Source organism: Streptomyces flavochromogenes, assembly GCF_000717595.1.
Classification (GTDB): domain Bacteria; phylum Actinomycetota; class Actinomycetes; order Streptomycetales; family Streptomycetaceae; genus Streptomyces; species Streptomyces flavochromogenes.
This window is the reverse complement of record NZ_JNZO01000024.1, coordinates 118825-141734: the sequence shown is the minus strand read 5'-3', so window position 1 is coordinate 141734 and position 22910 is coordinate 118825. Positions and strand designations below refer to the sequence as shown.

Here is a 22910-nt window from a genome sequence, read left to right as displayed (position 1 = left end):
CCCACCTAGACTGAGACGACCATTCCCACCGGCATCACAAGGAGACGGACGACGTGACCGACATCGTCGACGAGCTGAAGTGGCGTGGGCTCTTCGCCCAGTCCACCGATGAGGACGCACTGCGCAAGGCTCTCGCGGACGGTCCCGTCACCTTCTATTGCGGTTTCGACCCGACCGCGGCCAGTCTCCACGTCGGCCACCTGGTCCAGGTCCTCACCGTCCGCCGGCTCCAGCAGGCCGGGCACCGGCCGCTGGCGCTGGTCGGCGGGGCCACCGGGCAGATCGGTGACCCGCGGCCGACGGCCGAGCGCACTCTGAACGACCCCGAGACGGTCGCGAACTGGGTGAACCGGCTGCGGACGCAGATCGAGCCGTTCCTCTCCTTCGAGGGGGAGAACGCCGCGGTCATGGTGAACAACCTGGACTGGACCGCCGGCATGTCGGCGATCGAGTTCCTGCGGGACATCGGCAAGCACTTCCGGGTCAACAAGATGCTGACCAAGGACTCCGTCGCCCGGCGCCTGGAGTCCGAGCAGGGCATCAGCTACACCGAGTTCAGCTACCAGCTGCTGCAGGCCATGGACTTCCTGGAGCTGTACCGCCGCTACGGCTGCACGCTCCAGCAGGGCGGATCCGACCAGTGGGGCAACCTGGTGGCCGGCCTCGACCTGATCCACCGCCTGGAGCCGGGTGTCGAGGCGCACGCGCTCGCGACCCCGCTGATGGTCAAGGCGGACGGCACCAAGTTCGGCAAGACCGAGAGCGGCGCCGTCTGGCTCGACCCGGAGATGACCACGCCGTACGCGTTCTACCAGTTCTGGCTGAACGTGGACGACCGGGACATCTCGACGTACATGCGGATCCTGTCCTTCAGGTCCCGCGCGGAGCTGGAGGAGCTGGAGCAGCAGACCGCCGAGCGTCCGCAGGCCCGCGCCGCGCAGCGCGCGCTGGCCGAGGAGCTGACCGCTCTGGTGCACGGCGCGGACCAGTGCGCGGCCGTCATCAACGCCTCCAAGGCGCTGTTCGGCCAGGGCGACCTGGCGGAGCTGGACGAGGCGACGCTGGCCGCCGCCCTGTCCGAGCTGCCGCACGCGCGGGTGACGGAGCTGGGTCAGGTCGTCGACCTGTTCACCGAGGTCGGTCTCGCCCCGAGCAAGTCGGGGGCGCGCCGCACGGTGAAGGAGGGCGGGGCGTACGTGAACAACGTGAAGGTCACCGCCGAGGACGCCGAGGTGTCCGCGGACGAGCTGCTGCACGGCCGCTGGCTGGTGCTGCGGCGCGGGAAGAAGAACCTGGCGGCGATCGAGTTCGCCGGCGCGTGATCCCGTAGCATCGCGCGGACATGCCGGGAGGCCCGGTGCGGCACTTCAGGTGCCGTACCGGGCCTCCCGGTTCTCGTCGCGGCGTCAGGGAGTGTCCTGCCGATCCGGCCTGATCGGCCAGACGCCCCCCTAGGCCCGCTGTCGGTTGCCCTTGATCGAGGCCCAGAGCATGTCGCCCACCCCGACCACGGCGATGGCGCCGAGCAGCTGGAGCAGGTGGCGGGTCCAGTCGATGCCCTTGGTGTCGTTGACACCGATCCAGGTTGCGACGGCGTTGCCGAGGACGCTGCCGAGAATGCCGAACACGGTGGTCAGCCAGAGCGGGATCTGCTGCTTCCCGGGGAGGATCGCCTTCGCGATCAGGCCCAGGACGAATCCCACGATGATCGCCCACAACCAACTCATCGTCGCCTCCTTGTACGCATGTGCGCCCAGTCTCGGCTCATCCGCCATACGGCGCATGTCGGACAGCGCCATACGTGCCCCGGTCTCGTCGGCACCGAAGGGCGGGCGTACCGTGGAAGGAGGTCCGGACCGGGGAGAGTCCGGCGCGACCGGAGGTGGTGGACGGCGATGCCGAAGCGTGACGGGGGCGAGGTCTTCCGGATCACGGGGGCCCGACAGGGGCTCGCGGACGACGTCCGGGGGCGGCAGCGGCGCTACGTCATCTCGATGACGGTCAGGACCCTGTCGGTGATCGCGGCCGCGGTGCTGTGGAACGTCGAGCGGCACGTGGCGATCGTGGCGCTGGCCCTGGGCATCCTGCTCCCCTATATCGCGGTGGTCATCGCGAACGCGGGTCGCGAGACGGCTCCGTCCCTTCCCTCCACCTTCGTCCCGGCTCCGACGCGGCCCGCGCTCGGTGTCGCGGAGTCCTCCGCGAACGGGGACACGGAGCGACCGTAAGGCCGGAATCGATCACGGACAGTGGCCGGAAAGCTCAAGAAAAGCTCAGATCGATCGTGAAGTTCCGGTGCACCACACCCTGGGTGCCGTGACATACTGCCTACGCGCTCCGCATCCCCCGTCGGAGCGACGGACCGATGCCGGGCAGCTCCCCCCGTGGCTGCTCGGCATCGCCCTTGCTGGACAATGATCAGGTGAGCGAAGAGAAGCCGATCTGTTCCGCCAAGGGCTGCCGCGCCGACGCCGTCTGGGTGCTCGCGTGGAACAACCCCAAGCTGCACACCCCCGAGCGTCGCAAGACCTGGCTCGCGTGCGAGGAGCACCGGGAGCATTTGTCCCAGTTCCTGGGTGTACGGGGCTTCCTCAAGGACGTCATGCCACTGGCCGACTGGGAGTCGCCCGAGGCCTGACCCGACAGACGGCCCCCGGCCCGAAGGCCTTGCCCGCTCAGCCGCCGATCGCCGACATCGGACGGTCGGGCTGGAGGAACTCCGGGTCGTCGAGGCCGGAGCCGGCCTTCTTCCCCCACATCGCCTTCCGCCAGAGGTCCGCGACCTTCGCGTCGGAGGCGTCCGAGCGGAGCGTGGCCCGCAGGTCGGTCTCCTCGGTGGCGAACAGACAGGTCCGCACCTGGCCGTCGGCGGTGAGCCGGGTGCGGTCGCAAGCCCGGCAGAACGGCCGGGTGACGGAGGCGATGACGCCGACCGTGTGCGGTCCGCCGTCCACGACCCAGCGTTCGGCGGGTGCCGAGCCCCGCTCGTCCGCGCCCTCCGGCGTCAGGGTGAAGCGGGTGCGCAGGGACTCCAGGATGTCCCCTGCGGTGATCATGCCGTCGCGCTTCCAGCCGTGCTGGGCGTCCAGCGGCATCTGCTCGATGAAGCGGAGCTCGTACCCCTCCTCGACCGCCCAGGCGAGCAGGTCGGGGGCCTCGTCGGCGTTGAGCCCGGGCATGAGGACCGCGTTGACCTTGACCGGGGTGAGTCCGGCGTCGCGGGCGGCGGCCATGCCGTCGAGGACGTCCTGGTGACGGTCGCGCCGGGTGAGGGTCTTGAAGACCTCGGGGCGCAGGGTGTCCAGGGAGACGTTGACCCGGTCGAGACCGGCGGCCTTCAGGGCGGCGGCGGTGCGCTTCAGCCCGATGCCGTTGGTGGTGAGGGACATCCGCGGGCGCGGCTCCAGGGCCGCGCAGCGCTCGACGATGCCGACGAGACCGGGGCGGAGCAGGGGCTCGCCGCCCGTGAAGCGGACCTCGGTGACGGCGAGGTCGGTGACGGCGATGCGGATCAGCCGGACGATCTCGTCGTCGGTGAGCAGATCCGGCTTCGCGAGCCACTGGAGGCCCTCTTCCGGCATGCAGTACGTGCAGCGGAGATTGCAGCGGTCGGTGAGCGAAACGCGCAGGTCGGTGGCCACCCGGCCATAGGTGTCGATGAGCACTGTGGGCCCCCTCCCCGTCGTTGTGGTTGCGTGTGATTCGAGCCTACGTGAGCGCACGGCCCACGAGCAGGGCAGATTGTCACGAGGACCGAAGCGGCCGCGTCGTAGAACTCTACGACGCGGCCGTCCGGGGATCGCGGACCGTATACGGTCGACTGCGCTCCGGTCAGTGCTTGACCGCGGCGGCGACGCCGACACCGGTGAGGGACTTGACCTCCAGCTCCGCGTACTTGCCGGCGTCCGGCTCCTCCTTGGAGAGGAGGGAGCCGAGCCAGCCGAGGAGGAAGCCCAGCGGGATCGAGACGAGGCCGGGGTTCTCCAGCGGGAACCAGTGGAAGTCCACGCCCTTGAACATCGAGGCCGGGCCGCCGGAGACGACCGGGGAGAAGAGGACGAGGACGACGGAGGAGATCAGTCCGCCGTAGATCGACCAGAGCGCGCCCCGGGTGGTGAACCTCTTCCAGAACAGCGAGTAGAGGATCGTCGGCAGGTTGGCCGAGGCGGCGACGGCGAAGGCGAGGGCGACCAGGCCTGCGACGTTGAGGTCGCGGGCGAGTGCGCCGAGCGCGATCGAGACGATGCCGATGAGGACGGTGGACCAGCGGGCGGCCCGCATCTCCTCCTTCTCGGTTGCCTTCCCTCGCTTGATCACGTTGGCGTAGATGTCGTGCGCGAAGGACGAGGACGAGGCCAGGGTCAGACCGGCGACCACGGCGAGGATGGTGGCGAAGGCGACGGCGGAGATGACGGCGAGGAGGATCGCGCCGCCGGTGGAGTCGGCGCCGCCGCCGACCTCCAGGGCGGTGAGCGGGGCCGCCGTGTTGCCGGCCTTGTTGGACGCCTTGATGGTGTCGCCGCTGAGCAGGGCCGCGGCGCCGAAGCCGAGGACGATCGTCATCAGGTAGAACCCGCCGATGATGCCGATGGCCCAGTTGACCGACTTACGGGCGGCCTTGGCGGTCGGCACCGTGTAGAAGCGGATCAGGATGTGCGGCAGACCGGCGGTGCCGAGGACGAGGGCGATGCCGAGGGAGAGGAAGTCCAGCTTCGAGAGGGTGCTGACGCCGTACTTGAGGCCGGGCTCCAGGAAGGCGTCGCCCTTGCCGCTGTTGGTGGCGGCGGCGCCGAGCAGCTGGGAGAGGTTGAAGTCGAACTTCAGCAGGATGAGGAAGGTGATGAGGAGGGTGCCCGCGATGAGCAGGACGGCCTTCACCATCTGCACCCAGGTGGTGCCCTTCATGCCGCCGATCGTCACGTAGACGATCATCAGGACGCCGACGAGGGCGACGATCGCGATCTTGCCCCCGTCGCTGGTGATGCCGAGCAGCAGCGAGACGAGCACGCCCGCGCCCGCCATCTGCGCGAGCAGGTAGAAGATCGAGACGACGATGGTGGAGGTGCCCGCGGCGGTACGGACGGGCCGCTGGCGCATCCGGTAGGCGAGGACGTCGCCCATCGTGAACCGGCCGGAGTTGCGCAGCGGTTCGGCGACCAGGAGCAGCGCGACGAGCCAGGCGACCAGGAAGCCGATCGAGTACAGGAAGCCGTCGTAGCCGTAGAGGGCGATGGCGCCGCTGATGCCGAGGAAGGACGCGGCGGACATGTAGTCGCCGGAGATCGCGAGGCCGTTCTGGAAGCCGGTGAACTGGCCGCCGCCGGCGTAGAAGTCGGCCGCGCTGCGGGTCTGACGGCCGGCCCAGACGGTGATGATCAGGGTCGCGATGACGAACGCGCCGAAGAGGGCGATGATCAGCGGTCGGTGCTCGCTGGTGGCGTTGCCCGCCGCGAGCAGGACGGGGGTGCTCATGCGTCGCCCTCCATGCGCTTTCTGATGGCGTCGGACTGGGGGTCGAGCCGGTTCGCCGCGTGCCGCGAGTAGAGCCAGGCGATGAGGAAGGTGGTGGCGAACTGACCGAGGCCGAGGACGAGGGCCACGTTGATGTTGCCGAAGACCTTGGTCCCCATGAAGCCGCCCGCGTAGTTGGAGAGCAGCACGTACAGCAGGTACCAGGCGATGAAGGCCAGGGTGAGCGGGAAGGCGAAGGAGCGGTACGTACGGCGCAGTTCGCCGAACTCCGCGCCCTCCTGCACCTCGACGAACTGTTCCGTCGTGGGCGTTACGGGAGCGGATGCGGCCTCCGTCCCGTTTCTGGGCGGCGGCGGTGCTTCGGTAGCCACGGAATCTCCTCGTGACGCGGGGACGGACGGCATGGTCAAGGGGGCCTCACCAGGGGTGCGGGATCCGGGGCTCCGGGTGGAGCACCTCCCCTGACCAACGGCACGGAGCGGACCGGGAAGTGGTTCACACGAGGGATTTCTTCGGTCAGATCTTCATGAAGTCTTCTCAACTCATTGAAGGGCATGGAAGATCAGCGATAGCTTCACTCGTCATGCACCTGCCTGCGCGTAAACCCGCGCGCGGGCAGTACATACGGATGATGTGGAGAACCCATGGCTCATCTGGGATCGAGGCGCGGCCGAGCTCTCGCTCTGCCTGTTGGTCTCGCGCTCACGGCCTCGCTCGGCTTCCTTCCCTCCGGCGCTGCCTCCGCCGCGGAACTGAGCGACGCACCGGCGACTGCCACCGTGGCGACGAACGGGCCGAAGCTGTCGTACGTCGTGAACGTCGCGGGGGGCCGCTGGACCGCCGCCTCGGTGAAGAAGGCGATCGCCGCCGCCGGCGGCGAGGTGGTCGTCGCGTACGACCAGATAGGCGTCATAGTCGTCCACTCGCAGAACCCCGAGTTCGCGAAGACGATCCGCAAGGCCCGCGGTGTGGTGTCGGCCGGTTCGACCCGTACCGCCCCGCTCTCCGTGCAGACCGACAACTCCGTCGGTGGCGGCACGCAGGCGCTGTCCGAGGCCGAGGCCAAGGCCGCCGCCGCCCGTGCGACGGACGAGCAGGACGCCCTTGAGCCCCTGCAGTGGGACCTCCCGGCGATCAAGGCCGACAAGGCCCACCGGAAGACGCTCGGCAGCAAGCGGGTGACCGTCGGTGTCATCGACACCGGTGTCGACGACACCCACCCGGACCTGGCGCCGAACTTCGACGCCAAGGCCTCCGCGAACTGTGTCTCCGGCAAGCCGGACACCACCGCCGGTTCGTGGCGTCCGAACCCGGGCGAGAGCGACCACGGCACCCACGTCGCCGGTACGATCGCCGCCGCCAAGAACGGCATCGGCATCACCGGTGTCGCCCCGGGCGTGAAGGTCTCCGGCATCAAGGTGTCCACCCCGGACGGCTTCTTCTACACGGAGGCCGTGGTCTGCGGCTTCGTGTGGGCGGCCGAGCACGGCGTCGACATCACGAACAACAGCTACTACACCGACCCGTGGATGTTCGCCTGCAAGAACGACGAGGACCAGAAGGCCCTCATCGAGGCGGTCACCCGCGCGACCCGCTACGCGGAGCGCAAGGGAACGGTCAACGTCGCGGCGGCCGGCAACTCCAAGTTCGACCTGGCGGCCGACTCGATCGTCGACAACAGCAGCCCGAACGACACCACCCCCGGCGACCGGGTCATCGACCCGAAGGAGTGCCTCGACTACCCGGCCATGCTGCCGGGTGTCGTCACGGTCTCCGCGACCGGCGCCAAGGGCCTGAAGGCGTCGTACTCCAACTACGGTCTCGGTGTCATCGACATCGCCGCCCCCGGCGGCGACCGCACCCAGTACCAGACGCCCGACGCCCCCGCGGTGAACGGTCTCATCCTGTCGACCACGGTCAACGGGGGCTACAACTACAAGGGCGGCACGTCGATGGCGTCGCCGCACGCGGCGGGTGTCCTGGCGCTCCTCAAGTCGACGCACCCCCACGCGAGCCCGGCGGCGCTGAAGGCCCTGCTGTACGCGCAGGCCGACGAGCACGCCTGCACCAACCCGTACGACATCGAGGGCGACGGCACGATCGACGCCGTCTGCGAGGGTGGCAAGAACAAGAACGGCTTCTACGGGGCCGGGATCGTCGACGCGCTGGACGCTGTCCGCCGCTAGTCGATGCGTGACTGAGTGAGTGAGCGAGGGCCCTGGTGTGGTGCGCCACACCAGGGCCCTCTGCATGTCCCATGGCACTGAGTGCCATAGTGCGGTCCATGGACAACACAGTGCGCACCGGTACGGAGTTGTTGTGGTCGGCCCTCGGCGGTGATCCCGCCCTGGTGGACCGGGTGGAGTACGGCGGACCCGCGGGGATGCTGGCCGCGCGGCTGCCCGTGATGGAGCTGGCCCGGGCGGCGGTCGCCGTCGCCGGGCTCGCCGCCGTCGAACGGGCCGGGCTCCCGGGCCCGGTCCGCGTGGACGACGGGGCCGTCGCCACGGCTTTCGTGAGCGAGCGCCATCTGCGGGTCGACGGGCGGGCGCCGGTGAGCTTCGCGCCGCTCTCCCGGTTCTGGCGGGCGGCCGACGGCTGGGTCCGTACGCACGCCAACTATCCGCACCACCGCGCGGCGTTGCTGACCGCGCTCGATGTGCGGGAGGAGTCCGTGGAGGCCGTGGCGGCGGCGATCGGCGAGCGCCGGGCGAGCGAGGTCGAGGCGGCGGTGTACGCGGCCGGGGGCCTGGCCGTCGCCCTGCGGACGCCCGCGCAGTGGGCGGCGCACGGCCAGGGCCGGGAGGTGGCGGCGCGGCCGCTGCTGACCCGGGAGCGGCTCGACGAGGCCCCGCCCCGGCGACGCCATGGCGGCCCGCCGAGGGTTCTGGACCTGACCCGGGTGATCGCCGGGCCGGTCGCGACCCGGACGCTCGCGCTGCTCGGCGCGGACGTGCTGCGGATCGACCCGCCGGGCAATCCCGAACTGCCGGACCAGCACGCGGACACGGACGTCGGCAAGCGGACCGCCGCGCTCGATCTGGACCGCCCGTCGGACCGGCGCACCTTCGGGGAGCTCCTGGACGCGGCCGATGTGCTGGTCACCGGTTACCGGCCGGGCGCGCTCGACCGCTTCGACCTGCACCGCCCGGGTCTTGTCACCGCGCGGCTCTCCGCCTGGGGCGACTACGGGCCCTGGGCCGGGCGGCGCGGCTTCGACAGCCTGGTCCAGGTGGCGACCGGGATCGCGGTCACCGAGGGTTCGGTGGAGCAGCCGGGTGCGCTGCCGGCGCAGGCCCTGGACCACGGGAGCGGCTATCTGCTGGCGGCGGCGGTCCTGCGGTCGCTGACCGAGCAGGACCGCGACGGCGGCACGAGGCTCGTCCGGCTCGCCCTCGCCCAGACGGGGCACTGGCTGACGCACGCGCTGCCGCGGTACGAGCCCGAGCGGTACCTCACCGAGTCGAAGGGCCCGCTCGGGCATCTGCGGCACGCGCTGTCGCCGGTCGCGTACGAGGGCGGCCCGACGGGCTGGTCACGCCCGCCGGGTCTCCAGGGCGGGGACGACGCCGTCTGGACTACGGCTTGACGAGGACCTTGAGCGCGGTGCGCTCGTCCATCGCCCTGTAACCGCCGGGGACGCCGTCGAGGCCGACGGTCAGGTCGAAGACCGGCGACGGGTCGATGGTGCCGTCGAGGACGTCCGGGAGCAGCTCCGGGATGTACGCGCGCACGGGGGCGACACCGCCGCGCAGCGCGATGTTCCGGTCGAACATGACGGACAGGTCGAGCCCGGTGCCGCTGCCGTGCGGGACGCCGACGTAGCCGATCGAGCCGCCGTCGCGGGCGATGGCGACGGCGGTCCGCATGGACTGCTCGGTGCCGACGGCCTCGATGACGGCGTGGGCGCCCTGGCCGCCGGTGAGCTCGCGGACGGCGGCCTCGGCGGCCTCTCCGCGCTCGGCGACGACGTCGGTGGCGCCGAAGAGGCGGGCGATGTCGGTACGGGTGGTGTGGCGGCCGAGCGCGATGATCCGCTCGGCGCCGAGGCGCTTGGCGGCGAGGACACCGCAGAGGCCGACGGCGCCGTCGCCCACCACGGCGACCGTGGAGCCCTTGCGGACCCCGGCGCCCAAGGCGGCGTGGTGGCCGGTGCCCATGACGTCGGAGAGCGCGAGGAGCGCGGTCAGCAGGTGGTCGTCCGAGGCGGCGTCGGCGGGGAGCTTGACGAGGGTGCCGTCGGCGAAGGGGACGCGGACGGCCTCGCCCTGACCGCCGTCGGAGCCGACCGAGCCCCAGAAACCGCCGCTCGGGCAGGAGGTCTGGAGGCCCTCGGCGCAGTAGTCGCAGGTGCCGTCGGACCAGACGAAGGGGGCGAGGACGAGGTCTCCGGCGGTGAAGCCGGTGACGTCGGAGCCCGCCGCCTCGACGATGCCGAGGAACTCGTGGCCGATGCGCTGGCCGGGCTGCCGGGCGGACTCGCCGCGGTAGGCCCACAGGTCGCTGCCGCAGATGCAGGCGCGCAGGACCCGCAGGACGACGTCCGTGGGGTCCTGGATCACCGGGTCGGGCACGTCCTCCACGCGCATGTCGAACGGGGCGTGGATGGTGGTGGCGCGCATGTGGGGCGGTCCTTGCTGTCAGACGGTTGTACGACGTTCACCGTACATCGCGCGGAGCGCTCCCGCCGTCAGCAGGTACTGCGCCGCGATGTAGGTCAGCATGACCCAGAAGTCGGGCGCGGGCAGCTGGGGCCACTCGGCGACCCCGGTGGCGATCAGGGTGTCGGACAGCAGGAAGAGAGCGCCGCCCAGTCCCGCGAGGAGACCGAGGGAGCTCGCGCGGTACGCCATGGCGGTCAGGAGCAGCGAGTAGCCGGCGACCGGGACGCGGAGGCCGGCGGGGAGGTCGGGCCAGAGGAGCACGACGGTGCCGAGGAGGGCGGCCGCGTACAGGGCGCCGAGCGCCGGGGACGTACGCCGTCGTCCGAAGAGGACCAGGTAGCAGACGTGGCCGGCGGCGAAGGAGCCCATCCCGACGAGGAAGGCCCCGTCGGCGTCGGAGAGCAGGAACACGTCGCCGCCCCAGCCGAGGAGCAGCGCGGCGGTCAGCGGCCTGGGGGCGCCCCGGGTCGCGGCGTACGCGGCGAGCAGGGGCATCAGGAGCGGCTTGGCGAGCTGGTGGCCGAGCTCGGCGCCGGCGAGCAGGGAGACCAGGTCGACGGCGGCCGCGAGCCCGAAGGCGGCGAGCAGCGCGCCGGAGAGGCTGGGGGCGAGCGGGCGGGCGGGAGCGCCGGAGAGCCCGTGGGGGGAGTTCTTCACGCGGCGGTCTCCGGGGCGACGGTCTCGGGGGCGGCGATGCCGGGGATCCTGGTGTCGGCGGGCCCGGGCTGCCAGCCCGGGCCGCGGAGGACCCGGCCGGCCCGCTCGCGCCAGTCCTTCGCGGCCTTGAGGTCGCGGGCGATGGCCGCGTACTCGTGGGTGGCGACGCGCAGCGGGTTGTAGGTCTCGATGTTCTTGGTGAGGCCGTAGACGGGTCGTTCGGTCTCACCGACCCAGGAGCCGAACATCCGGTCCCAGACGATGAGGATCCCGCCGAAGTTCCGGTCCAGGTAGCCGCCCTGGGAGGCGTGGTGGACGCGGTGGTGCGAGGGGGTGTTGAGGACGTACTCGAAGGGCCGGGGCAGCTTGTCGACGCGCTCGGTGTGGATCCAGAACTGGTAGACGAGACTGACCGAGGAGCAGAAGGCGACGGCGGCGGGGTGGACGCCGAGCGCGATCATCGGCAGATAGAACGGCCACGAGGTGAAGCCGGTCCAGGGCTGGCGCAGCGCGGTGGAGAGGTTGAACCTGCGGCTGCTGTGGTGCACGACGTGGGACGCCCACAGGATCCGGACGACGTGGTGGCCGCGGTGCTGCCAGTAGTAGAAGAAGTCCTGGGCGAGCAGCATGAGCGGGATCGTCCACCACAGGAGGGGGACCCGGAGCGGGGTGAGCTCGTGGACCGCCGTGTAGATCGCGACGATCGGGATCTTCCACACGAGGTCGACGAAGAGGCTCCCGAGGCCCATGCCCATGCTCGTGGCCGTGTCCTTGGCCTCGTATCCGGCGGCGTCCTCGTCGGGACGGAGGCGGTAGCCGACCATCTCCAGGACGGTGAGCAGGACGAACGCCGGTATGGACCAGAGCACGACATCGGGCAGGTTGGGCATGCCGTCGACGGTAGGGGCGGGGGCCGGGGTGCGGATAGACGTCGTTACCAACAAGTATGCGAGACGACTTGTCAGCAAGCCTTGGCACCTTCTGACAAGGAGCCTCCGAGCGGCCTAGACTCCCGTCGCTCCCAGCAACGAGCCCGCGCCGTAGGTGACCGCCATCGCCAGGGCGCCGCCCGCCACGTTGCGGAGGATCGCGCGGCCCGCGGGTGCCTCGCCCAGGCGGGCGCTCCACCAGCCGGTGAAGGTCAGGGCCGCGAGGACGGAGACGACCGTGACCCAGAGGCGGGCCGAGGCCGGGGGGAGGACGATCGCGAGGAGCGGGAGCAGGGCGCCGACGGTGAAGGCGAGGAAGCTCGCGGCGGCGGCGTGCCAGGGGATCGTGAGTCGGTCCGGGTCGATGCCCAGCTCCACGCGCGCGTGGGCGCGCAGTGCGTCGCGGGCGGTGAGCTGTTCGGCGGCCTCGCGGGCCACGTCGGCGGAGAGGCCGCGGGCCGCCAGGAGGCCGGTCAGTTCGGCGAGCTCCGCCTCCGGATCCTCGCGCAGTTCGCGTTTCTCCTGGGCGAGGGCCGCGTTCTCGGAGTCGCGCTGGGTGGAGACCGAGACGTACTCCCCCGCCGCCATCGACATCGATCCGGCCAGGAGTCCCGCGAGGCCCGCGGTGAGCAGGGCGGCCTGGGACTCGGTGGCGCCGGCGACGCCGACGACGAGGCCCGCGGTGGAGACGACTCCGTCGTTGGCTCCGAGCACGGCCGCCCGGAGCCAGTTGAGACGGGAGCCGAGGGCTCCGCCGTGGGCCTCGTGTGCGGGGGCGTCGGTCGCCTCGGGTGCGTCGGTCACGTCAGGAGCGTCGCACCCGGCGGGTCACCAGACGCGGACCGACCCGCCCGGGGCGAAGGCCGGACTGGTGGCGCCTGCGGGGACCTCCTTCAGGGGCTCGGCGATCTCCTCGACGGTCGGACCGTGGACCGCGGCCAGGGTGTCCAGATACGGCAGGTCGAAGCCGTAGACGCGGGCCGCGTTGCCGCCGGCCATCGCCGCGACCTCCTCCCTCGGCAGCCCGGCGTAGGCGATCCGGAGGCCTTCGCGGGAGTACGGGGTGGTGCCCTCGTCGTGCGGGTAGTCGCTGCCCCACATGATCTTGTCGAGGCCGATCCGGTCGCGCAGCGGCACCTCGTGGGGGCGCATGAAGCTCGCGCCGACGAAGCAGTGGTCGCGCCAGACCGTGCTGGGTCCCTTGCCCATGGCCTCGGCGAGGCCCGCGCCGAACTTCGACTCCGCGGTGGAGGCCTTCGTCGCGGCCGACACCAGGCGGCCGTGGTAGTAGTCCAGCATGTCGAGCACGCCCGGGATCCATCCCGAGCCCTGTTCGGTCAGGACCAGCTTGAGTCCCGGGTGGCGCCGGAAGGCGCCACCGAAGACCAGGTGCCACAGCGCCCGGTGGGAGAACCAGGTGGTCTCCACCATGAAGACCGCGCGGGCGGCGGGTTCGTCGCCCAGCGGCGGCGACGCCGAGCCGCCGTGGTGGTTGACGGGGACGTCGAGCTCGGCGCAGACCGCCCAGATCGGGTCGTACGCCTCCGAGTACAGCTCGGGGACCGGTGAGCCGGGCGGCACCCCGGGCAGCAGGACGCCCCCGGTGAGTCCCGCCTCGCGGGCGCGGCGGATCTCGGCGACCGCCGCGTCGACGTCGTTGAGGAGGATCTGCGCCACGCCGGCCCTGCGTCCCGGGGCGGCCGCGCAGAAGTCGGCGAGCCAGCGGTTGTGCGCCTGGAGTCCGGCCCAGCGCTGCTCGTACTCGGCCGCGCCGGGCGGCTGGGCCATCAGGGAGGCCTTGGGGAAGAACGGCGGGACGGTGTTGGGGAAGACGACCTCGGCGACGATGCCGTCCGCCTCCAGCTCGCGCAGCCGGCGCTCGGAGTTCCAGTTGCGGTCGGCGGTGTCGGCGAGCAGGTCCTCGTACGGGTTGACGTAGGAGGCCGCCCAGGCGTCGAAGGCCTCGTGGTGCTTCTTCTCCAGGTACGGGCGGTAGTCGAGGAGGTCGGCGCCGGCGTGGCAGTCCGCCGAGATGACGGTGTAGCGGTCCATCAGCTCACCCCCAGGGTGGGGAAGTCGTGGTCCGTCAGCCAGTGCCTGCCGACCTCGCGCGAGCGGGCCCAGGAGGCCTCCACGGCGCCCTGGTCGGCGGGCTGGCCGAGGTCCGCGGGGGTGGGGCCGATGCGGCGGGCGATCGGATCCAGCTTCCGGAGGTCGAATCCGAAGACCTCGGCCGCCGCGAGGCCCAGCATCCGGCGGGTCTCCGTCACCGGGATGTCGTGGAAGGTCTTCCGGAGCCACGCGCGCGTGTCGGGCCAGGTCCCCTCCGGGTGCGGGAAGTCCGAGCCCCACAGGATGTTGTCGACGCCGATCTCGTACCGCTGGGCGAGTTCACGCCGCTTGGTGTTGGTGGCGCAGATGAAGACCTGCCGGTCCAGGTACTCGCTCGGCGGCCGCCGCAGCTCCGCGAACGGGGACAGCTTCTTGCCGCCGTGCGCGCCGAGGTAGAGCCGGTCCATGAACCAGAGGAGGTTCGGCAGCCACCAGCAGCCCGACTCGGCGACGCCGAACCGGAGCCCGGGGTGCCGCTCGAAGACGCCCGACCAGAGCAGGAACCACAGCGGCCTGGCCGGCCACCAGGTGACCTCGGAGACGTAGATGCCGAGGTGGTCGCCGTACTCCTCGCGCGGCGCCGCTCCCGAGTGGGTGACCAGCGGCATCCCGGTCTCGGCGGCGGCCGCCCAGACGGGGTCGTAGCGCCGGTCGTGGTACGGCTCCTTGTCCACCCACATGGAGGGGATCATCAGCGCCCCGAGCCCGGACTCCTTGGCCCGGTGGATCTCGGCGACGACCTCGGCCGGCTCGGCCGTGATGGGCAGCAGCGCCACCCCGCAGTGCCGCTCGGGATTCTGTCCCACGAGCTCGGCGAGCCACCGGTTGTGCGCCTGCGCGCCCGCCATGCCCAGCTCGGGGTCCTGGTCGCCGGAGAGACCGAGGCCGACGCCGAAGGGCGCGGCGGTCTGGCTGTCGACGGCGTCCGCGTCGGGGAAGACGACCTCGGCCGCCACCCCGTCGCCGTCGAGCTCCTTGAGCCGCTGCCCGGCGTCCCAGCCGCCGCGCAGCCCTTCCGCGTTGTCGCTGAACCACTTGTTCGCGAAGGCCTCGTTGCGGACCCCGAGCCGGGTCATGGCCTCCCGGCGCGCCTCGCGTCCGGCGAGGAACTCGTCGAACGCGCGGTGGAAGCGGGAGGCGAGGTAGGGCCGGTACTCCTCGGTGGGCAGCCCGGCGTGACAGTCGGAGGAGATGATCAGATACGGGTCGTTCGGATCGGCCATCGGGGCCCCCTCAGTCGAGGATGAAGTTCTCCAGGTACGACGGGTTCGAGCGGTCGAGCATCGACCGCGAGCGTGCCGTGATCTGCCGGTCGCTGTGCTCGCTCTCCGGCAGCATCCAGAAGCGGTCGGCGCGGATGCCGTCGACGACGTGCTCGGCGACCTCCTCCACCGGGGTGAAGGCGACCTCGTGGCCGGCCTCCTTCATCGCGGCCTCCCACTGGTCGAGGCTGCGGTACGGGGTCCGGCGCGGGCGCTCCTTGGCGTACCGCTCGGGCCGGTTGCGGTGCGACTCCCACAGGCCGGTGCGGAGCATGTGCGGTCCGGGGAAGAGCACGGAGGCGCTCACGCGCGCGTGCTCGGCCCTCAGGTGGGCGTAGAGCGACTCGGTCATGGTGACGACGGCCGCCTTGGTGACCGCGTACACGGAGGCGGTGGGCAGCGGGGCGATGCCGCCGTCGCCGGAGGAGGTGTTGACGACATGGCCGGGTTCGCCGCCGGCGAGCATCCGGGGGACGAAGGCCTGGATGCCGTGGAAGACGCCCCAGACGTTGACGGAGAAGGCCCACTTCCAGTCGTTGGGCTCGTGCTCCCACATCCGGCCCTCGGCGCCGGATCCCACGCCGGCGTTGTTGCAGAGGACGTGGACGGCGCCGAAGGTGTCGTACGTGGCCTCCGCCAACGCCCGTACGTCGTCGGGGTCCGAGACGTCGACCGTCCGGGCCAGGACCTGTGCCCCGGCTGCCATCAGCTCGTCGGCGGCCTCGGCGAGCGCGCCCTCCTCGACGTCGCCGAGGACGACGGCCAGGCCCTCGGCGGCGAAGCGGCGGGCCATCGCGAGCCCGATGCCGCTCGCCGCGCCGGTGACGACGGCGACCTGTCCCTCGCGCAGTTCCATCAGACGCTCCCCTCGGGCGGGCCGTCGAGGATCTGCTGCGGGTCGTCGTACCGCTGGTGGATGTACGGCAGGAGCGCCTGGGCACAGACGCGCTCGGCGACCGTGCCCTTCTGGTCGGTGGTCTTCTCGCCGATGGTGATCTCGACGAGCCGGCGGACGGGGAGGTCGGCCACGGGGTCGTACATCGACTCGCGCAGCACCACGTCGCCGGTGACGCGCTCCAGCTTCCGCACCTTCTCGTTGCGGACGCAGTGGACGAGGACGGGTTCGGCGTCGAAGCCCGAACCCTCCACACCCGGAAGGAACTTGAAGTAGAAGTCGGTCTTCTCGACCGGCTCCGGCAGGGGCAGCGGTCCGGAGACCGCGCCGCGCACCTCGACGAAGTCGATGCCGTGCCGCCCGAGCGAGGCGCGGACGACGAGCCCGTCGCGCTCGACGACGACCTCGCCGAGCTTCTTCGGTTCGCCGAAGACCTCGCGGCCGCCGACGAGGGCGCGCTCGTGGGTCATCGGCATCACCAGCGGGTACCAGCCCTCGCGGTCGCCGTGGGCGGCGGCGACCGCCACCGAGCCGGCGCCGAGGGGATAGCCGGGCAGGTCGACCTGGGAGATGTTGGCCCGCACGAGGGGCCGCTCGGTGGGTTTCAGCGGGGGCGGCAGGACGGCCGCCACCACTTCCGGATCGGTCTCCCAGACGGCGACCACTCCGGTGGACCAGATGTCGGGGAGCTTCGCGCTCCTGGTGCGGGCCGCCGTGATCTCGGCGTCCGTGCGCGCCCCGTACCGTACTCGTGCCATGACGTACCACCCTTCTGGGGGTCGGGTCTGTAACAGAGTTACATCGGCGGCGATGAAGGGTAAAGACCCGTGCACGCGACAGAGTTGGGGGAACGGATGGCGCGCGCCGCACTCACCCGCGAGGAAGTCCTGGAAGCCGCCGCCGCCCTGGTGCGACAGCACGGCCCGGACGCCCTCACCATGCGCAAGCTCGCGGCGGAGCTCGGCACCGCGGTCACCTCGATCTACTGGCACGTCGGCAACCGCGAGTCCCTGCTCGACGCGCTGGTCGAGCGGACGGTCGCCGATCTCGACACGATCCGCCCGCGCGGCGCGACCCCCGCCGAGCGCCTGGTCTCGGTGGCCCGCGCACTGCGCCGCGCCCTGCGCGAGCGCCCCCACCTGGTCGCGATGGTCCACGAACGGGGCCTGACGGAACGCATGTTCCTGCCGGCCCAGCGCGCCCTGGTCCACGAGGCGCACGCCGCGGGACTGCGCGGGGCGCGCGCGGCGCGGGCCGTCCGCGCGGTGCAGTTCCAGGTCGTCGGCTACGTCCTGGTGGAGCGCAACCGGGAGCGCGCCCCGGCGCAGTCGCCCGCCGAGGAGGAGCTGTGGAGCGGCGAGGACGCCGAGTCCGACGACCCCCTCGCCCGCGCGCTCGCCGCACCGATCGACACCGAGCGCCTGTTCGTCGACTCGGTGCGGGCCCTGGTGGACGGGCTCCTCGCGGGGGCTCCCGGGGACACCGGGGACGGAGGTGTCGGTCGCGGGCCGTATTCTCAGTGACCGTGCTTGACGACCGTACGACAGCAGCGACGTGGCCGGCCGCCTACCCACAGGGGTACGCGGTCGTCGACGTGGAGACCACCGGACTCGCCCGCGACGACCGGATAGTGTCGGCTGCCGTCTACCGGCTGGACGCCCAGGGGAACGTCGAGGATCACTGGTACACGCTCGTCAACCCCGAGCGTGATCCGGGACCCGTCTGGATCCACGGGCTCACCACCGACGTCCTGGAGGGCGCTCCGCTCTTCCCGGAGATCGCGGCGGAGTTCGCGGCCCGGCTGGACGGGCGGGTGCTCGTCGCGCACAACGCGATGTTCGACTGGCAGATGATCGCCCGGGAGTACGCGCGCGCGGAGTCGGCCGCCCCGGTGCGGCAGCGGCTGTGCACGATCGCGCTCGCCAAGGAGCTGTCGCTGCCGCTGCCGAACCACAAGCTGGAGTCGCTCGCCGCGCACTTCGGTGTGGTCCAGCAGCGCGCGCACAACGCGCTGGACGACGCGCGCGTGCTCGCCGAGGCGTTCCGGCCGAGCCTGCACGCGGCGGCCGAGCGCAACGTACGGCTGCCGCTGCTCGAATGCCGGCCGCTGACCGAGTGGGCCGCGTCGCCCGCGCAGCCGCGGATCGGCCATCAGGCCGGGTACGCCTCCTCGTACCGGGCGGGCAGCTGGCGTCCCTCGCGGAAGCGGCCGCCGTGCCCGTACCCCAACCCGGGCCGTTACGAGACGGACAAACCGCTCAAGCAGGGCATGCGGGTGGCGTTCTCCGGGGACACCTCCGTCGACCGCGAGCTCCTCGAGGACCGTACGGTCGAGGCCGGGCTCCATGTGGCGGGGAGCGTCTCCCGGCTGACCAGCCTCCTCGTCACCAACGACCCGGACTCCGCCACCTCCAAGACCGTCAAGGCCAAGTCGTTCGGCACGCCGATCGTCGACGAGGCGGCGTACACCCAGTTGTTGCGGGACGTGGCCCCGGCAGACGGGTGACACCCCCGGCCCTGCGGGCGTGCCGAGCTGCGCACGCCCGCCGGGAGCCCCACCCTGTGGCGCATGGCACGTTGTGAGGTCTGCGGAAACGATTACGGCATGTCCTTCGAGGTACATGCGCAAGGCGCGATCCATGTCTTCGACTGCTTCGCCTGCGCCATCCACCGCATGGCGCCCATCTGCGAGCACTGCCGGGTGCAGATCATCGGGCAGGGCGTCGAGGTCGACGGCAGCTGGTACTGCGGCGGCCACTGCGCCCGCGCGGAGGGAAAGGTGGGCATCGTCGACAGGGTCTGAGGGAATCGGGGCCGCTCACGACAGGGTCGGAGGAAACGATCCTGGGCTCGTCTCCCGCGAGCCGCCCCCCGTGCGTGCACCCCATGGACCGAGTTGTACGGTCATGGGGTGTACCGCTTCTTGTTGTCCCGGCAGTGGGTGATCCTCACCCTCATCGCCCTCGTCCTCGTCCCGACGATGATCGAGCTGGGCTTCTGGCAGTTCCACCGGCACGAGCGCCGGGTCGCCCAGAACGCCCTGATCGCGGACAGCATCGCGGCGAAGCCGCTCCCGGTCGAAGAGCTCACCTCCCCCGGCCACACGGTCCCGCGCTCCGACTACTGGCGGCCCGTCACCGCCACCGGCACCTTCGACACCGCCCACGAGGTGGTCGTCCGCCGCCGCACGTCCGCCGACGAGCGCGTCGGCGTGCACATCCTGAGCCCGCTGGTCCTCCGGGACGGCCGCATCGTCCTGGTCAACCGCGGCTGGATCCCGGCCGCCGCCGACCAGCACTCCTACCCCCCGGTGCCGCCCGCCCCCAAGGGCGAGGTCACCATCAGCGGCCGGCTCAAGGCCGACGAGACGACCGGCGCCAGCGGCATCAAGGACCTGAAGGGCCTGCCGGACCGCCAGGTCATGCTCATCAACAGCACGCAGCAGGCGGCGCTCATCGGCCGCGAGGTGCTCGGCGGCTACCTGGAGCAGACCGGGCCCGAGCCGGCCGGGGACACCCCCGAGCTGATCCCCGAGCCCGACCACGCATCGATCGGCGCCCACATGGCGTACGCCGTGCAGTGGTGGCTCTTCGCGGCCGGCGTACCCGTCGGCTGGGTGATCCTGGTCCGCCGCGAGAAGCACGACCGGCAGACCGCCGCCTCCTCCGGCACCAAGGGAAACGACACCCCCGGAACCCCGGAGACGGACCCTGAGGCGATCCAGGCCACTCCGTCCCTCTGATTGACCACCGCCGCTTCCGGGAACAGCCCAAAGCGTGACGCAACGTATCGACGACTACGCCCTCATCGGCGATCTCCAGACCGCCGCGCTCGTCGGCCGCGACGGATCGGTCGACTGGCTGTGTCTGCCCCGCTTCGACTCCGCCGCCTGCTTCGCCGCGATCCTCGGCGACGAGAACAACGGCCACTGGCGGATCGCCCCCAAGGGCGCAACGACCTGTGCCTCCCGCCGGTACGCCGAGGACTCCCTCGTCCTGGAGACCTACTGGGAGACCCGCACGGGCACGGTCAAGGTCGTCGACTTCATGCCCCAGCGGGACAGGGCCCCCGATCTGATGCGGATCGTCGAGGGCGTCAGCGGCACCGGCGAGATGAGCGCCGTCCTGCGGCTCCGCTTCGACTACGGCTCGATCGTGCCCTGGATGCGCCGCGCCGACGGCCACCGGGTCGCGATCGCCGGGCCGGACGCGGTCTGGCTGCGCAGCGAGCCGCCCGTGAAGACCTGGGGCCAGCAGTTCTCCACCTGCTCCTCCTTCACCGTCACCGCGGGCGAGAAGGTCGCGTTCGTGCTGACCTGGCACCCCTCGCACGAGCCGCGTCCCGACCTCGTCGATCCCTACGAGGCGCTGGAGCAGTCCCTCGCGGACTGGCGGGAGTGGTCGGGCCGCTGCACCTACCGGGGCCCGTACCGGCAGACCGTGCTGCGCTCCCTCATCACCCTCAAGGCCCTCACGTACGCCCCGACCGGCGGGATCATGGCCGCGCCCACCACCTCCCTGCCGGAGGAGGTCGGCGGCGTACGGAACTGGGACTACCGCGCCTGCTGGCTGCGCGACTCCTCCCTCACCCTCGGCGCGCTGCTCGCCGCCGGATACGTCGACGAGGCACGCGCCTGGCGGGACTGGCTGCTCCGCTCGGTCGCCGGCGATCCGGCCGACCTGCAGATCATGTACGGGCCCGCAGGCGAACGGCGGCTCCCCGAGACCACCCTGCCGTGGCTGCGCGGCTACGCCGACTCGGCGCCGGTACGGACCGGGAACGCGGCCGTGGACCAGTTCCAGCTCGATGTGTACGGCGAGGTCATGGACTCCCTCCACCGCGCGCGCGAGGCCGGGATTCCGGCGGAACGCCACGCCTGGAACCTCCAGCTGAGCCTGCTCGGCTTCCTGGAGTCGACCTGGCGCGAGCCCGACGAGGGGCTGTGGGAGGTGCGCGGGCCGCGCCGGCACTTCACCCACTCGAAGGTGATGGCCTGGGTGGCCGCCGACCGGGCGGTGCGCACTCTGGAGGAGGACCCCTCGCTGCCGGGGGACGCCGCACGGTGGCGGACGATGCGGGACGAGATCCACGCCCAGGTGTGCGCCCGGTCCTACGACCCGGTCCGGAACACCTTCACCCAGTCGTACGGCTCCCAGGAGCTGGACGCCGCGACCCTGCTCATCCCCCAGGTCGGGTTCCTGCCGCCGGACGACCCCCGGGTGGTGGGCACGGTGGACGCGGTACAGGCGGAACTGATGCACGGCGGCTATCTGCGCCGCTACAGCACCGACTCGGGGACGGTGGACGGCCTCCCGGGGCAGGAGGGCACCTTCCTGGTCTGCTCCTTCTGGCTCGCGGACGCGCTCCGGCTGTGCGGCCGGCCCGAGGAGGCCCGCGCGCTCTTCGAACGGCTGGTGGCCCTGTGCAACGACGTGGGCCTCCTGGCCGAGGAGTACGACCCGGTGACCGACCGCCAGCTGGGCAACTTCCCCCAGGCCTTCAGTCACATCGGCCTGGTGGGCACCGCCCTCGCACTGGCAGCCGAGGATCAGGACCCGGCAGGATAGGTCCATGGATCTTGGGATGAAGGACCGTGTGTACGTGGTGACCGGGGCCACGCGGGGGCTCGGGCGGGCCTCCGCCGAGGCGCTGCTCGCCGAGGGGGCCAAGGTGCTCGTCACCGGCCGCGAGGAGAAGACCGTCGCCGAGGCCGTGGCCGAACTGGGGCCGGGCGCGGCGGGCATCGCCGCCGACAACACCGACCCGGAGACCCCGGCGCGGCTCATCGCCGAGGCCAGGGCGCGGTTCGGCGGCTTCGACGGCATCCTCATCAGCGTCGGCGGGCCGGCGCCCGGCTTCGCGGCCGACAACACCGACGAGGAGTGGGCCGCCGCCTTCGACACCGTCTTCCTCGGGGCCGTACGACTGGCCCGCGCGGCCGCCGAGACGCTCGGCGAGGGCGGCGTCATCGGCTTCGTCCTGTCCGGCTCGGTCCACGAGCCGATCCCCGGCCTGACCATCTCCAACGGCCTGCGCCCCGGCCTCGCGGGCTTCGCGAAGTCCCTCGCCAACGACCTGGGCCCGCGCGGGGTGCGCGTCATCGGGCTGCTGCCCAGCCGGATCGACACGGACCGGGTGCGGTTCCTGGACTCCCTCTCCGGCGACGCGGACGCTGCCCGCACGGCCAACGAGGCCACCATCCCGCTGCGCCGCTACGGCACCCCGGAGGAGTTCGGGCGGACGGCGGCGTTCCTGCTGTCGCCGGCCGCCTCGTACCTCACGGGTCTGATGCTCCCGGTGGACGGCGGGGCGCGCGCCGAGTTCTGATCCTCAGGCGACCCTTCGGGCCCGGTGCTTGACGGCCCGCAGGCGCGCCTCGGTGGGCAGGGCGGGCAGGCCCGTGGACGTCCGCGCGTGGGCCAGGGCCTGGGTGCTGAGGGTGTTCAGGGCGGCCCCCGGGGAAGCGTACGGCTCCAGGTGGAGCGCGACGCGGGTGCGGGGGGTGGCCCGCCGGCCCGTGAGGGCGACCCGGGCCTTGGCCACGCCTTCCTGGGCCGTGGCGTCCGCCGCCAGGACGCCCTCCAGGGCCCGGCCGCGCAGTACGGCCACCTCGCCGTCGCCGGTGTCGACGACGACCTCGGCGAGCCGGGCCCGCCGGAACTGGACGAGCAGCCACCACAGGGCGAGCAGGACGACGAGCCCGAGGACCGCGATGACCACCGGCCACCACCAGCCCTCCTCGCGCCAGCGCTGCCGGTCGGCGGTGGACAGCAGCACGTCCGAGGGGCCCGACCAGGGCCACCAGGACGGTACGGACAGATCGAGGGCGGCGGCGAGGACTCCCCCGCCGCCGAGGACGAGCAGCAGCCCGGCGAGGCCGAGCAGGACGCGGTTGACGCGCCGGAGGACGACCGTCACC

At 71.8% G+C, this 22910-nt stretch carries 24 protein-coding genes; 11 read left to right on the top strand and 13 right to left on the bottom strand.

Features of this window, described 5'->3' with window-relative positions:
* Nucleotides 1–53 precede the first annotated feature (53 nt).
* A complete protein-coding gene (gene tyrS, locus IF00_RS0127930; protein WP_030322726.1) occupies nt 54–1322 on the top strand; it encodes a tyrosine--tRNA ligase in 1269 nt (422 codons plus the stop codon).
* A gap of 129 nt (nt 1323–1451) precedes the next feature.
* On the opposite strand, the gene IF00_RS0127925 is transcribed toward tyrS, so the two are convergent.
* Nucleotides 1452–1727: a GlsB/YeaQ/YmgE family stress response membrane protein gene (locus IF00_RS0127925; protein ID WP_030322724.1), complete on the bottom strand. Its 276-nt coding sequence runs from the start codon at nt 1725–1727 to the stop codon at nt 1452–1454.
* A gap of 168 nt (nt 1728–1895) precedes the next feature.
* On the opposite strand from IF00_RS0127925, the gene IF00_RS0127920 reads away from it, so the two are divergent.
* Both IF00_RS0127920 and IF00_RS0127915 read left to right on the top strand, forming a co-directional pair.
* Nucleotides 1896–2228: a DUF3099 domain-containing protein gene (locus tag IF00_RS0127920; RefSeq protein ID WP_030322723.1), complete on the top strand. Its 333-nt coding sequence runs from the start codon at nt 1896–1898 to the stop codon at nt 2226–2228.
* A gap of 194 nt (nt 2229–2422) precedes the next feature.
* The gene (locus IF00_RS0127915; RefSeq protein WP_030322721.1) at nt 2423–2638 is read left to right on the top strand and encodes a hypothetical protein; all 216 of its coding nucleotides are present in this window, start codon (nt 2423–2425) and stop codon (nt 2636–2638) included.
* Nucleotides 2639–2675: 37 nt separating this feature from the next.
* Here IF00_RS0127915 and moaA read toward each other — a convergent pair whose 3' ends face one another.
* From moaA to IF00_RS0127900, 3 genes are all read right to left on the bottom strand, one after another.
* On the bottom strand, nt 2676–3665 hold the full coding sequence (moaA, locus tag IF00_RS0127910) for a GTP 3',8-cyclase MoaA (RefSeq protein WP_030322720.1): 990 nt from the start codon (nt 3663–3665) through the stop codon (nt 2676–2678).
* 166 nt (nt 3666–3831) lie between these two features.
* The gene (locus tag IF00_RS0127905; protein WP_030322718.1) at nt 3832–5472 is read right to left on the bottom strand and encodes a solute symporter family protein; all 1641 of its coding nucleotides are present in this window, start codon (nt 5470–5472) and stop codon (nt 3832–3834) included.
* The gene (locus IF00_RS0127900) at nt 5469–5843 is read right to left on the bottom strand and encodes a DUF485 domain-containing protein (RefSeq protein ID WP_030322716.1); all 375 of its coding nucleotides are present in this window, start codon (nt 5841–5843) and stop codon (nt 5469–5471) included. Before IF00_RS0127900 ends, IF00_RS0127905 begins: the two co-directional genes overlap by 4 nt.
* Nucleotides 5844–6116: 273 nt before the next feature.
* Between IF00_RS0127900 and IF00_RS0127895 the strand changes: the two genes are divergently transcribed.
* Complete coding sequence (locus IF00_RS0127895) at nt 6117–7658, top strand: S8 family peptidase (RefSeq protein ID WP_030322715.1); 1542 nt, start codon at nt 6117–6119, stop codon at nt 7656–7658.
* 98 nt (nt 7659–7756) lie between these two features.
* Nucleotides 7757–9061, top strand: coding sequence for a CoA transferase (locus IF00_RS0127890; RefSeq protein WP_030322713.1), 1305 nt, complete (start codon nt 7757–7759; stop codon nt 9059–9061).
* Here IF00_RS0127890 and IF00_RS0127885 read toward each other — a convergent pair.
* The 8 genes from IF00_RS0127885 to IF00_RS0127850 all read right to left on the bottom strand — a co-directional run bounded on the left by IF00_RS0127885 (nt 9051) and on the right by IF00_RS0127850 (nt 16749).
* Nucleotides 9051–10094, bottom strand: a complete 1044-nt coding sequence (locus IF00_RS0127885; protein WP_030322712.1) for a zinc-dependent alcohol dehydrogenase family protein — start codon at nt 10092–10094, stop codon at nt 9051–9053. The genes IF00_RS0127890 and IF00_RS0127885 overlap by 11 nt on opposite strands.
* An 18-nt stretch (nt 10095–10112) precedes the next feature.
* A complete protein-coding gene (locus IF00_RS0127880; RefSeq protein WP_030322710.1) occupies nt 10113–10793 on the bottom strand; it encodes a lysoplasmalogenase in 681 nt (226 codons plus the stop codon).
* Entirely contained in the window at nt 10790–11683 is an 894-nt protein-coding gene (locus IF00_RS0127875; protein ID WP_030322709.1) for a sterol desaturase family protein, read from the bottom strand. Before IF00_RS0127875 ends, IF00_RS0127880 begins: the two co-directional genes overlap by 4 nt.
* 114 nt (nt 11684–11797) lie before the next feature.
* Nucleotides 11798–12526 carry a VIT1/CCC1 transporter family protein gene (locus tag IF00_RS0127870; protein ID WP_030322707.1) on the bottom strand — a complete coding sequence of 243 codons (729 nt, stop codon included), beginning with the start codon at nt 12524–12526 and terminating at the stop codon, nt 11798–11800.
* A gap of 24 nt (nt 12527–12550) precedes the next feature.
* A complete protein-coding gene (locus IF00_RS0127865; RefSeq protein WP_030322705.1) occupies nt 12551–13774 on the bottom strand; it encodes an amidohydrolase family protein in 1224 nt (407 codons plus the stop codon).
* Nucleotides 13774–15057 carry an amidohydrolase family protein gene (locus tag IF00_RS0127860; RefSeq protein ID WP_030322703.1) on the bottom strand — a complete coding sequence of 428 codons (1284 nt, stop codon included), beginning with the start codon at nt 15055–15057 and terminating at the stop codon, nt 13774–13776. Before IF00_RS0127860 ends, IF00_RS0127865 begins: the two co-directional genes overlap by 1 nt.
* A 10-nt stretch (nt 15058–15067) precedes the next feature.
* A complete protein-coding gene (locus IF00_RS0127855) occupies nt 15068–15952 on the bottom strand; it encodes an SDR family NAD(P)-dependent oxidoreductase (RefSeq protein WP_030322699.1) in 885 nt (294 codons plus the stop codon).
* A complete protein-coding gene (locus tag IF00_RS0127850; protein WP_030322697.1) occupies nt 15952–16749 on the bottom strand; it encodes an acetoacetate decarboxylase family protein in 798 nt (265 codons plus the stop codon). The genes IF00_RS0127855 and IF00_RS0127850 overlap by 1 nt, the downstream gene beginning before the upstream one ends.
* Before the next feature lie 96 nt (nt 16750–16845).
* On the opposite strand from IF00_RS0127850, the gene IF00_RS0127845 reads away from it, so the two are divergent.
* The 6 genes from IF00_RS0127845 (at nt 16846) to IF00_RS0127820 (ending at nt 22318) form a co-directional block, all read left to right on the top strand.
* Nucleotides 16846–17514 (top strand): TetR/AcrR family transcriptional regulator, encoded by a 669-nt coding sequence (locus IF00_RS0127845; RefSeq protein WP_030322695.1) that lies wholly within the window; start codon nt 16846–16848, stop codon nt 17512–17514.
* Nucleotides 17511–18497: a DEDDh family exonuclease gene (locus IF00_RS0127840; RefSeq protein WP_030322692.1), complete on the top strand. Its 987-nt coding sequence runs from the start codon at nt 17511–17513 to the stop codon at nt 18495–18497. Before IF00_RS0127845 ends, IF00_RS0127840 begins: the two co-directional genes overlap by 4 nt.
* Nucleotides 18498–18560: 63 nt before the next feature.
* Nucleotides 18561–18794: a hypothetical protein gene (locus IF00_RS0127835; RefSeq protein ID WP_015032679.1), complete on the top strand. Its 234-nt coding sequence runs from the start codon at nt 18561–18563 to the stop codon at nt 18792–18794.
* Nucleotides 18795–18902: 108 nt separating this feature from the next.
* A complete protein-coding gene (locus IF00_RS0127830) occupies nt 18903–19733 on the top strand; it encodes an SURF1 family cytochrome oxidase biogenesis protein (RefSeq protein ID WP_030322691.1) in 831 nt (276 codons plus the stop codon).
* Between the two features lie 34 nt (nt 19734–19767).
* Nucleotides 19768–21558, top strand: a complete 1791-nt coding sequence (locus tag IF00_RS0127825) for a glycoside hydrolase family 15 protein (RefSeq protein ID WP_030322689.1) — start codon at nt 19768–19770, stop codon at nt 21556–21558.
* A 4-nt stretch (nt 21559–21562) separates the two neighbouring features.
* Complete coding sequence (locus tag IF00_RS0127820; RefSeq protein WP_030322688.1) at nt 21563–22318, top strand: SDR family oxidoreductase; 756 nt, start codon at nt 21563–21565, stop codon at nt 22316–22318.
* A 3-nt stretch (nt 22319–22321) separates the two neighbouring features.
* Here IF00_RS0127820 and amaP read toward each other — a convergent pair whose 3' ends face one another.
* Complete coding sequence (gene amaP, locus IF00_RS0127815; protein WP_030322686.1) at nt 22322–22909, bottom strand: alkaline shock response membrane anchor protein AmaP; 588 nt, start codon at nt 22907–22909, stop codon at nt 22322–22324.
* Nucleotide 22910 lies beyond the last annotated feature (1 nt).

What these genes read in the sequence shown, in the direction of transcription:
- IF00_RS0127850 (WP_030322697.1), bottom strand. Translation starts at nt 16,749, where the DNA reads ATGGCACGAGTACGGTACGGGGCGCGCACGGACGCCGAGATCACGGCG.
- IF00_RS0127905 (WP_030322718.1), bottom strand. Translation starts at nt 5,472, where the DNA reads ATGAGCACCCCCGTCCTGCTCGCGGCGGGCAACGCCACCAGCGAGCAC.
- IF00_RS0127890 (WP_030322713.1), top strand. Translation starts at nt 7,757, where the DNA reads ATGGACAACACAGTGCGCACCGGTACGGAGTTGTTGTGGTCGGCCCTC.
- IF00_RS0127865 (WP_030322705.1), bottom strand. Translation starts at nt 13,774, where the DNA reads ATGGACCGCTACACCGTCATCTCGGCGGACTGCCACGCCGGCGCCGAC.
- IF00_RS0127920 (WP_030322723.1), top strand. Translation starts at nt 1,896, where the DNA reads ATGCCGAAGCGTGACGGGGGCGAGGTCTTCCGGATCACGGGGGCCCGA.
- IF00_RS0127875 (WP_030322709.1), bottom strand. Translation starts at nt 11,683, where the DNA reads ATGCCCAACCTGCCCGATGTCGTGCTCTGGTCCATACCGGCGTTCGTC.
- IF00_RS0127845 (WP_030322695.1), top strand. Translation starts at nt 16,846, where the DNA reads ATGGCGCGCGCCGCACTCACCCGCGAGGAAGTCCTGGAAGCCGCCGCC.
- IF00_RS0127895 (WP_030322715.1), top strand. Translation starts at nt 6,117, where the DNA reads ATGGCTCATCTGGGATCGAGGCGCGGCCGAGCTCTCGCTCTGCCTGTT.
- IF00_RS0127855 (WP_030322699.1), bottom strand. Translation starts at nt 15,952, where the DNA reads ATGGAACTGCGCGAGGGACAGGTCGCCGTCGTCACCGGCGCGGCGAGC.
- IF00_RS0127925 (WP_030322724.1), bottom strand. Translation starts at nt 1,727, where the DNA reads ATGAGTTGGTTGTGGGCGATCATCGTGGGATTCGTCCTGGGCCTGATC.
- IF00_RS0127835 (WP_015032679.1), top strand. Translation starts at nt 18,561, where the DNA reads ATGGCACGTTGTGAGGTCTGCGGAAACGATTACGGCATGTCCTTCGAG.
- IF00_RS0127820 (WP_030322688.1), top strand. Translation starts at nt 21,563, where the DNA reads ATGGATCTTGGGATGAAGGACCGTGTGTACGTGGTGACCGGGGCCACG.
- IF00_RS0127885 (WP_030322712.1), bottom strand. Translation starts at nt 10,094, where the DNA reads ATGCGCGCCACCACCATCCACGCCCCGTTCGACATGCGCGTGGAGGAC.
- IF00_RS0127860 (WP_030322703.1), bottom strand. Translation starts at nt 15,057, where the DNA reads ATGGCCGATCCGAACGACCCGTATCTGATCATCTCCTCCGACTGTCAC.